General features: G+C 59.4%; 10 protein-coding genes and 1 pseudogene. 7 read left to right on the plus strand and 4 right to left on the minus strand.

Translation table 11 applies throughout. The features are described 5' to 3' along the window. From J4G38_RS25630 to J4G38_RS25655, 6 genes and pseudogenes are all read left to right on the plus strand, one after another. The coding region (locus J4G38_RS25630) for a TetR family transcriptional regulator C-terminal domain-containing protein (protein ID WP_226163864.1) at positions 1 to 434 on the plus strand (434 nt) is incomplete at its 5' end. 220 nt (positions 435 to 654) lie between these two features. Continuing rightward, positions 655 to 1,020 carry an MBL fold metallo-hydrolase gene (locus J4G38_RS25635; protein ID WP_210522137.1) on the plus strand — a complete coding sequence of 122 codons (366 nt, stop codon included), beginning with the start codon at positions 655 to 657 and terminating at the stop codon, positions 1,018 to 1,020. A gap of 115 nt (positions 1,021 to 1,135) precedes the next feature. Beyond that, positions 1,136 to 1,378: pseudogene (locus J4G38_RS29270) on the plus strand (two-component regulator propeller domain-containing protein); the annotation flags it as partial. A gap of 112 nt (positions 1,379 to 1,490) precedes the next feature. Next, the gene (locus J4G38_RS25645; RefSeq protein ID WP_210522136.1) at positions 1,491 to 1,880 is read left to right on the plus strand and encodes a histidine kinase; all 390 of its coding nucleotides are present in this window, start codon (positions 1,491 to 1,493) and stop codon (positions 1,878 to 1,880) included. A gap of 27 nt (positions 1,881 to 1,907) precedes the next feature. Next, positions 1,908 to 2,402 carry a sensor histidine kinase gene (locus J4G38_RS25650; protein WP_210522135.1) on the plus strand — a complete coding sequence of 165 codons (495 nt, stop codon included), beginning with the start codon at positions 1,908 to 1,910 and terminating at the stop codon, positions 2,400 to 2,402. Positions 2,403 to 2,432: 30 nt separating this feature from the next. Next, positions 2,433 to 2,777 (plus strand): LytR/AlgR family response regulator transcription factor, encoded by a 345-nt coding sequence (locus J4G38_RS25655; protein WP_210522134.1) that lies wholly within the window; start codon positions 2,433 to 2,435, stop codon positions 2,775 to 2,777. Positions 2,778 to 3,645: 868 nt separating this feature from the next. On the opposite strand, the gene J4G38_RS25660 is transcribed toward J4G38_RS25655, so the two are convergent. From J4G38_RS25660 to J4G38_RS25670, 3 genes are all read right to left on the minus strand, one after another. Beyond that, positions 3,646 to 4,821 carry a replication initiation protein gene (locus J4G38_RS25660; RefSeq protein WP_226163866.1) on the minus strand — a complete coding sequence of 392 codons (1,176 nt, stop codon included), beginning with the start codon at positions 4,819 to 4,821 and terminating at the stop codon, positions 3,646 to 3,648. Positions 4,822 to 5,210: 389 nt separating this feature from the next. Continuing rightward, positions 5,211 to 5,498, minus strand: coding sequence for a hypothetical protein (locus tag J4G38_RS25665; protein WP_210522132.1), 288 nt, complete (start codon positions 5,496 to 5,498; stop codon positions 5,211 to 5,213). A 46-nt stretch (positions 5,499 to 5,544) separates the two neighbouring features. Continuing rightward, positions 5,545 to 6,336 (minus strand): ParA family protein, encoded by a 792-nt coding sequence (locus tag J4G38_RS25670; RefSeq protein WP_226163868.1) that lies wholly within the window; start codon positions 6,334 to 6,336, stop codon positions 5,545 to 5,547. A gap of 291 nt (positions 6,337 to 6,627) precedes the next feature. Between J4G38_RS25670 and J4G38_RS25675 the strand changes: the two genes are divergently transcribed. Continuing rightward, entirely contained in the window at positions 6,628 to 6,906 is a 279-nt protein-coding gene (locus J4G38_RS25675; protein WP_210522130.1) for a hypothetical protein, read from the plus strand. 1,003 nt (positions 6,907 to 7,909) lie between these two features. Here J4G38_RS25675 and J4G38_RS25680 read toward each other — a convergent pair. Further along, positions 7,910 to 8,233, minus strand: coding sequence for a GYD domain-containing protein (locus J4G38_RS25680; protein ID WP_210522129.1), 324 nt, complete (start codon positions 8,231 to 8,233; stop codon positions 7,910 to 7,912). Between the last annotated feature and the right edge of the window lie 937 nt (positions 8,234 to 9,170).

Below are 9,170 nucleotides of genomic sequence, written 5' to 3' on the forward strand. Positions count from 1 at the left end.
CGTTATTCCTCGCCGCTTTCGACGCCTATCGTCAGCAGCGGACTACCGACATGCAACGCGTGCTGGAACAGGAGCCGGCCCGCCCCGCCATCGAGGCTTTTTTCCACCTGCTGATGGGCGACCTGGACACCCCCGCCCTGGGCTGCATGAGCATCAACCAAGCGGTCGAGATGGCCCCGCACGACCCCGAGATTCGTGAGCGGGTCCTGACGGATTTTCACCGCATCGAGGAGGCGTTGACCCGTACCATCAAACGCGGGCAGCAAAGTGGTTCGCTGACCAGCCCCCGGAGCCCTCGGGAGCTGGCCCGCCTCCTGGTGCTGGCCTACCCGGGACTGCAGGTGATGGCGCGAGCGGGCTATGCCCGGACCGACCTCGACGACCGGTTACGGCTGGTGCTGGTGAATCTCGACGGAGGAAACCAGGCGCACTAGATTTTTTTGCCTAGTTTTGGACCATTTAGTCCTTAACTATTCACCGGCTCCTTTCTAGGAAACACGCATGAAAATCCAACAAATCCGCAACGCCACCTTCCTCATCGACCCGATGTTGGCCGACCAGGCATTTATCCCGGCTTGGCCGGCACGCCCAACAGCCACTTGACCAATCCCACGGTCGCGTTGCCCGTGCGGTACCGATGCCGCCCTTCGGGCGATGGGGGGATTTCTGGGCCAGGTGTGCGGCGTGGTGTTCCAGCATCCCGATGAAAAGACGCTTTACATAGCCGGCGACACCTTGTGGAACCAGTCCGTGCAGGATACCCTGCAGCAGTACCAGCCGGACATCGTGGTCCTCAACGTCGGCGATGCCCAAATCCTTGGGGTGGGCTCCATCATCATGGGCGCGCAGGACGTCTACCATGTCTATCAGGCTGCACCCCAGGCCACGCTCATTGCCAGCCATATGGAGGCGGTGAACCTGGTGATGCTGACGCGCCAAGCGCTGCGCGCGTACTCCGCCAAACGCGGCCTGACCGACCGCCTGCTCATACCCGAGGACGGTGAGGCCTACACTTTCTAGCACTAAAGCAACCGAGAGGTCGTCCTCTTACGGTGCGAATAACGCTTTCCGGTAGAATGGATTGCTCCTTATTCCCCTACTTTTAGCGAATGGGAAGGGACGTGATAGCGCTGCGGTGGCTGGTATTCCTGGGTTTCCTGGGTTTACTACTTCCGGGGACCGCGGGTCAGGACGTGCGCGAATCGCTGGGCGGGGGGCCAGGTTGATTGACCAGCAGGGCAGGATATGGGAGGCGGCCCCGCGGGGCCTCTGGATCTGTGAGGGTCCGGAAAAAACCCATTTCACCACCCAGAATGGCTTGAGCAATGACACCATTACGGCGCTCGCGCAGGATGCCAGCGGCCAGGTGTGGGTGGGCACCCGCGAAGGGCTGCTGGTGTACGAGGGCGCGGGCTTTCGGGAAATCACCTACGCGCAGGGACTGCCCAGCAAGCAAATCACGGCGCTCTATCAATCCCCTGGGGGGGCCCTTGTGGATTGCTACCCGGGCCGGCGTACTGCGCTACGCCGGGCGTCGGCTGGCGCAGGTACCCGCCCTGCAAGGCATGGCCGTGGAGTTCATGGGCAAGGATGCCCACAGCTGGGTTTTTGTCACGGGTCAGGGCATCCGGCGCCTGCCGAAAGAGCAGCCGGTTAGCCGGCAGTGGTTGGGCTGGGCGGCGGGCGGGCTGGGCGTGCTAGGCGTGCTAGGCAGGGGCCTGTGGGGCGGCCGGCAGGTGCGCCGGGGGCAGCACGTGCAGCTGCGCCTGGCCCAAACCAAGCAGCGGGCCTTGCTGGCCCAGATGAATCCGCACTTTATTTTCAACTCCCTGCAGTCCATTCAGAAGTATATCCTGCGGCACGAGGCCGAGGCGGCGTAGCACTACCTCACCCGTTTTGGCGGGCTGATGCGGCTGATTCTGAAACAGTCGCACCAGCCGCTGCTCACGGTGGGCGCCGAAGTGAGCATGCTACGCCGCTATCTGGAGCTGGAGGCCCTGCGCTTCGAGGGCGAATTCACCTACGAAGTAGCTGCCGAGGAGGTGCTGCTGGACGAGGAGATTCCCGTCATGCTCCTGCACCCGTTCGTGGAGAATGCCGTGTGGCACGGCCTGGCGCACCACACCGGCCGGGGGCACATGCTGGTGCGCGTAACCCAGGAGGCCAATTATCTGGTGGCCGTGGTGCAGGACAACGGGGTGGAACGCCAGCGCGCCGCCGGGCTGCCCGGCAACCACTCGGGCTATCCCTCCCGCGGGTCGGCCATTACGGAGGAGCGCATTGCCCTGCTGAACCAGCAGGCCCGGCGCCCCATTACCCTGACCCTTACCGACCTGGGCGGCCCGGACTCCCCCGCCCAGGGCACCCGCGTCGTCGTGCGCATTCCGCGCCTGCACGCCTGATTAGCTAGCTTAGCGCCTCCTCCCCCTGCCGTGACCCGAACCATTCTCATCGACGACGAATCGAACACCCGCGAGGCCCTGCGGGCGCTGCTGCAGCATTATTGCCCCGACGTGACCATCGTGGGCGAGGCGGCTTCGGCCGAAGAATGCCTGCAGCTCCTGCGCGAGCAGACGCCCGACCTGCTGTTTCTGGACATGGAAATGCCGCTGGGCTCCGGCTTCGATTTGCTGGACATGCTGGGCATTGCCGCCTTCGACATCATCCTCACCACCGCCCACGACCGGTATGCGCTGCGGGCCATCAAGTTCTGCGCCCTCGACTACCTGCTCAAGCCCGTGGGCGTGGCCGAACTGCGCGAAGCGGCGCCGCCGTAGCGGCGCGCGCATCCGGTGCGGAGAAAGGTCGCCCAGCATCGGCTTTTTTGCACGGGGCCGTGCCGGTTCGTAGCGGGGCATAACACCTGTTTTTCAGGGCACGAATACGTTGGAAATAGTGCGTAAAACGCCCATCGGGGAGCAGACGGCGGATGGGTCCCGTTGCCTCGGCTTTGGGGCGCATTAAACCGGGGTTTTGATTCGTGAAAAACGCCACTTAAAACCTGCGCATTTCCTTCGCTATCGGGACAATAAAAAATGCAATAACCTGCTTTTAACCAGTCTTTTTCAGGCACGTTAAGTCGCGCATTATGGGCCGGTTGCACCGTCCGCGCCGCAGTATCTCGCCTCTGACCCGCCGGGCAGTTCCGCGCACCAAAAACCGGTCCCGCCACCATGGTTTTCGGACGGGCCAACCAAGAGGAATTGTGTGTTCGCAGCCGGTTTTTCGAGGCGCCCCGTAACCGACACCTATCCGCGCCAAAAACAAGGGTTTGAACGGTGGTTTTTCCGGCATTCGGCGCGCTCCGCAACCTCTGACGGGCTCCATCGCGCCGTCGGGTTTCGGAAGAGCGTATTTTCTGGCTGCGAGGTACCCTGCGGAGTGAGCACTTCATCCAGTGCCGCCACCGATAAGGAAAAGATGTCAAAGGATTCTAATACTTTCCAAAGATTTCCACCGGGTTGTAGCGCCCGAGGGGGGCTATCTCTGCAGGTTGGCGGGGCAAATCAGGACCCGCTCCATGGGCCTTGGCTAAAGGTTCAAATTGGGTGTTCCATCACCCTGTGTATGTCAGTAAAAATCAAATACAAACCTTAAAATCAAGGATTCATGTTGCATTTGGACCGAGGCCAAATAACGTCTGACCTAATGCTTCACCACCCAATCCTCGCCGTCCCGCTGCTCACGCTTAAAGCCTTGACTAAAATAGATTTGTTGCAAATGTTCTTCAAACGAATCCGCGCGGTGCAACACCTTGGCATACGGCCCGGGGTTATCATACATTTCCCGCACTTCGGCAATCCGATAGGCCGCGGCCTCCGCCTCTTGAGCCCCTATAGCTTTGGGCTTTTTCGTCGTTTTCCTCGCTTTCAACAGTTCCTGGTAGTCTTCCAGGAGGTACTTTTCCACCAGTGCCTTATAGATGGCCCCCGCCATGCGCTTGACTTTACCTAGCTGGTGCTGCTTCTGGATGCGGTCGAGCACAAAATCGACGTACCCCAGGTCGTAATCGCCCTCCCCCAACTGCTGCCCGATACGGGTAATACTACGGGCGTCGAGGCCAATTTGAGCCAGCGCTATCCCCCACTCCGTTTCCGCCGTGGGCAACGTCTCTTTTGTAGCAGATAACGCCAAGTGAAACAAAAACTTGATGCGTTCTACCACCTTCCCTTCCCGTTCCAGCTCAAACGTAAACGGCATGTCGGTTTCCGCCAGCTCGCTTTGCGCCTTATCCAGAATACGGGCTTTGAAGTTGCTGAAGCGCGGGTACTCTTCTTCCTTCACGTCCAGCACAAAACGTAGCTGCTCCACCGTCATGGTCCGCCGGCCAAAGTCAGCGTATTCCTTCAGCAGCCAATAAATACGCAATGCATGCGGACTCTTCAGCTTCATCACCTCTTTCAAATCCGCGGGGGTGAAGTTTCCGCTTTCCCGCAATTGCAGCAGGTAGGGCATAATCTTGGGGTTGAAACTGGCCAGTACCCCCCCCTGCTCGGCCGTGTAGCGGGCTTCCGACATCAACGGGATGTATGTAAAGCTGGGCTTGCTGCGCCGGCGCCGGGTGCCGTCTTCCAGGTCTTCAATGTATAGCGTGAACGACGCCAGCTTCTTGCACATATCGTCTACCTGCTCGTACGCGGACCCTCCCCGGCGGTCAAACACCAGTTCGCTCAGCGGCACGAAGTGCTCCTTGAAGTCGGTATCGTCGTAGCTAATCCGCGACAGCAACCCCAAAAACAGCCGCATTTGCAGTGGCACGAAGCTAAAACGGGCGTTTATGAGCGCATTGTGCTGCGCCACTGTTTTGTCAAGGCTTTCCATGGCAACGTCTTTTTTGTAGCAGCACGTCTTTTTTGTAGCAGATGAATCGCCCCAGACGTCTTTTTTGTAGCAGATACACGTCTTTTTTGTAGCAGATAACTCGCTTCAAACGTCTTTTTTGTAGCAGATACACGTCTTTTTTGTAGCAGATAACCCTTTGGTGACACTGATAATCAATTAGTTATGGCACCTATAATACTTATAATAAGTAAAATAATAATAATAAAGCAGCTTTATTTTTTTTTAAGTCAACTTTTTAAGTCAACGTCTTTTTTGTAGCAGATGAAAATCCCAAACAGCAGCATTCAAGGTAAAAAAAAGCATAAAAAGTAAAATTTTCGTCGGCTTTTTATACCATTTATTACTGATATTCAGTAAGTTAGTCCTGCCTACTGCACCCGCGATTTGGCCGGGATGACCTGTTGGCTGTCGGGGCGCGAAGCAAAGTAGGCTTCCAGGGCATCATTCAGAATATCCACCTTGGCTTCGCGGCTCCAGTAGGCCAGTTGCTCCAGGCAGCGCTGATTCTCCGCCGTGATGCGGGAGCTAAAGGGCGAATAGGCCCTTTTTCCGGCCCTTGGCGGGCCTACCGGGGCCTGGTGTGAGGGCTGAGCCTTCGTGCCCGGTTTGCGGAGCATAGAGACGGCGTCCTGAGTTGCTTTGGGAGGCGTGTTCATCGGAAATGCAAATGAGGTGGAACAGGTACTGGGCGCTGGCCCCGGGCTAGGCCAGGCGGGCCCGGACAATTTCGGCCAAGGCGGCATAATCCACCGCCGCGTTGGAATCGGGTTTATGGTCGTAGATGGTCTTCACATGCACCTGGGACTGCACCACTGCCGCGTCGCGCCGCACGCTCGGCAGCAGCGCGTCCTCCCCGTACTCCTCCCGCACCGCCTGCACCACTGCCGCGTGCATGGAATTGCGCTGCTTGGCATTGTACCGGGTAAAGAACACGCCCAGAAACTGTAACCCGGGGTTGATGCGGCGCTCAATCTGGTCGGCCAGCTCCTTCACGAGGCGCAACCCATCAAAGGCAAACTTCTCCGGCTCGGTTGGAATCAGGTAGGCATCGGCCGCGGCCAGGGCCATGTACGTGAAGGTTTGCAGCGAAGGTGGGCAGTCGACCACCACGTAGTCGTAGGCCCCCTGCACCGTTGCCAACACCGTTGCTAACCGCGTATGGTAATCCCTCTGCTTGTAGATGATGGGTTCGTAGCTGGCCAGGCGAAAATCGGCCGGCACCAAATCAAGGCCGGATTCTGTGGTCAGAATTACTTCGGCTAATGGCACCGCCCCTACCAACGCGTCGCCCACGTGCGAAGCCAGCTCTAACTCGCCCCCAAGATTGTTGGTCAGGTTGGCCTGCATGTCCAAGTCCACCATCAACACCCGGGCCCCTTGGCGCTGTAGCGCCGCGCCGATGCTCACGGCACTGGTTGTCTTGCCAACTCCCCCCTTGTTGTTGGTGATGGCGAGCACCCGCATTGGCGGTGGGCCAGTCTTTTTTGCTTTCATGAATTGTACTGCTTGCTGTAGAAGAGCTGACAGCAACAAATGTATGTAAATTATTAATGGTACTGCAATCAATAAAATACGTGCTTTTATTACATGTAATAAAATTAGTAAAATACGTACTTTTACTACATGTAGTAGTTGTAGCAAAACATGTATTTTATTGATTGCAGCAACAGCAGTACAAGTATGCTTTCAGTCGCTAATGGTGCTTATGAGAGCAGCCCGGCAGTCAATTCCAGAATGGGGTGAATCGGTTTAATCCTTATCGTCGCAATTCGTGAATCGTGAATCATGCGTGAACACAATGGAATGCGGCCGCAGGAGGTAGTCCTAGTGCTAAAGCTGCCGCTGCCGGGTTCCGGCCTGTTGCACGGCAAGGAACCGGCGCTGGCATTGCACCTGAGCGCGGCCGGGGTATCGGACTCCCTTCGGCGCTGTCAGTACAGTCGCCTGATGGACGGCGGCCCCCAGCCGCTGGTGGCCACCTTTGGGGTCGAGCCGGCCTGGGTGTGGCCCAGTGCTGACGGCGAGGTGCGGGGGCGGCAGCAGCTGAGCAAGGACCCAGAGTAAAAAAACAGGCAGCCAACCATGAGTTAATATTAGTGGCGGATAACGCCTCCCGGATTTACATTAGTTTAGCCTAACGAGGCTTCTCGGACCCGCACGGCCGGAAAGGGGAGGAGTGCGGCCCGCTGCCCAGCTCCGGTTCTGGCGACGCCTTCGGCCATCGCTGCGGCCTGGACAATCAGCGGCGTGGGCTCGGGGCGGGCGCGGGCTGGCAGGCCGCCCAGGTTCGGGTGGCGGCGCGGCGGGGGCCTTGCCACCGCTTCCTCGCGTCGACGCCGCGCCCTGCCCCGTGCCGTGGTGCGCGGGGCAGGGCGTGCCGCCCGGCAGCGGGAACCGGACCGGACCCACCCGGCGGGTAAGCAGTCACGCAGGCGTCCGGCGCTGGGGCCGCCGCTTCCGCAATCGCCTGCGGCACCTGGGCACGGGTAGGGCGCTGTCCAGTTCGCGCTGCGCCGTCCGCAACCGGGTGGCCAAGGCGTTGGCGCGCGCCTCGGCGGCGGCCACGGCCTCCTGCGCGACGGCGAGCTTGCCCTACAGGACGGCCACCCGCTGCCGGCCGTTTTCGTCCAGGACCGGCCGCGGCGCCGCCCCGCACCAAGGCATAGGTGCCGGAGCTGGCGTGGGCCGCTCGCGCCGCGTCGGCGGCCTGCGCTTCATATTCGGCGGTGGGCAAGTTGAGGGTGACGCGGCCGCGGGGGGCTTTCAGGTAGAGCAGGACACAGGGGAGTGGAGGGCAACGGGAGTGGTTTGCCCCCAAATCGGGTGACGTCTCTCGGGTGACGGGGTTATAACTCGCCTGTGTTGGGTGAAATCTCCCGGTTATAGGCCGTCGAATAACCCAAAACAGGTGTTTTTGGGGCTAGAACACGAGGGTTTTTTCACCAACAAACACCTGTTAACAAGATGTTTGACGCATAAACGGCACTTGTTGCTCACGCGTGTTAAAAACAGTGAATTAACTGCTCCTTTTGCAATTCGGACCCTTTGATTGAACACAATACGTTGGTTATTTTCCTCCTGGAGCCCGGTAACTGACCGATTTTTTAGCGGCTTCGTCGATTTCTTCCGGGGTCAGGAGGACCGTCAGGGATATGCGAACCAGCCCAGCCGCATTCACGCGTAATCCCACGGCAGCGGCGGCCACATCATCCGGAAGTTCGATTACCAGATAGACGTCATTCTCCCCCAAGGTGTAATAAAAAGATTCCACTTTCCCCCCCAGAGCGGCCAGCATTTGCTCAATGGCTTTTTTCCGTCCCGAGCCGCCTTCCTGCAGCAAGCCCTTGGTTCCCTCGGCATTGTAAGTGCCGCTAATTAAATACTTTTTCATGGGGTTGCACGGTTAATATTTCTTCCGCTTCTCGCTTGTCGGATTAGCCCCGTCCGGCTATTGTCGCGGGTCTCCCGGTTGTTTTTCGAGGCAGGACACCGGCCGGAGGCCCCGGCTGCTGAGCCTGCCCACCGGCGCGGACCACCGCGGGAGCAGGTGGGAACAACCGCGTCAGGGGCGGCGCAGAAGCGCCCCGAAGCAGCCCGGTGCCTTTACCGCGTCGCGCGGTGCGGCTTCTTCTCTTTTAGCGGGGGAGTGGGCGCAGCGAGAGAGCCTGGCCCCGCGGGGAGGGGACGCGGCGTCAGCCAGTCGTGCCGTAAGTTGAGCCATTGCAATTGGCGGGCGAGTTGTTTACGCACGACGTAGGCGTCGTATGCTTGTTCAAAGGCGTTGTTCATCGTGTAAGTTATGAATAATCGACTAATATTGCAATAGCAGGCGATGCATGACGGACCAGTGGAATGGCCCAACTCACTAGAGGGCCCCCGCCGATGGCAGTGCCCGGACCACCCAGGGGCAACCCTGTTAAAGGGAACGAAAAGGCCGCTTCCAACGGGATGATAGCCTGCACTCCTTTTACCGCCGGCCTGTCGTAAAGCGCCGTATGCCCGGCCGCGAACGAAGCCACCGCCCGTCCTGTCCGCGGGGCGCGCGTTCCTTGCGTTGGGTACCCGCGTGGGGGCGGTGTGCCGGCGGGCAAGCGGGATAGATTGCTGAACGAGACTTTTAGCACTTCGGCGCGTTTTGCTCTTCAGACCGTGGCTGTTGCAGAACTCGGTTTAGGCGGTTCCGCTTTTAGGTAGCGACTTGGCGATTACCCAAGTGGGCGCTTTGGGGCGCCTGTTTCGCCGCCCAGCACGTGCATTTGCGGCCAGCAGGGGCCGGGGCAGGGCCACTGCCAGGTTCAGCTGCTGTTGGGGTCGGTACTTGAGGAGCT

It is taken from the genome of Hymenobacter terricola (assembly GCF_017921975.2).
Classification (GTDB): domain Bacteria; phylum Bacteroidota; class Bacteroidia; order Cytophagales; family Hymenobacteraceae; genus Hymenobacter; species Hymenobacter terricola.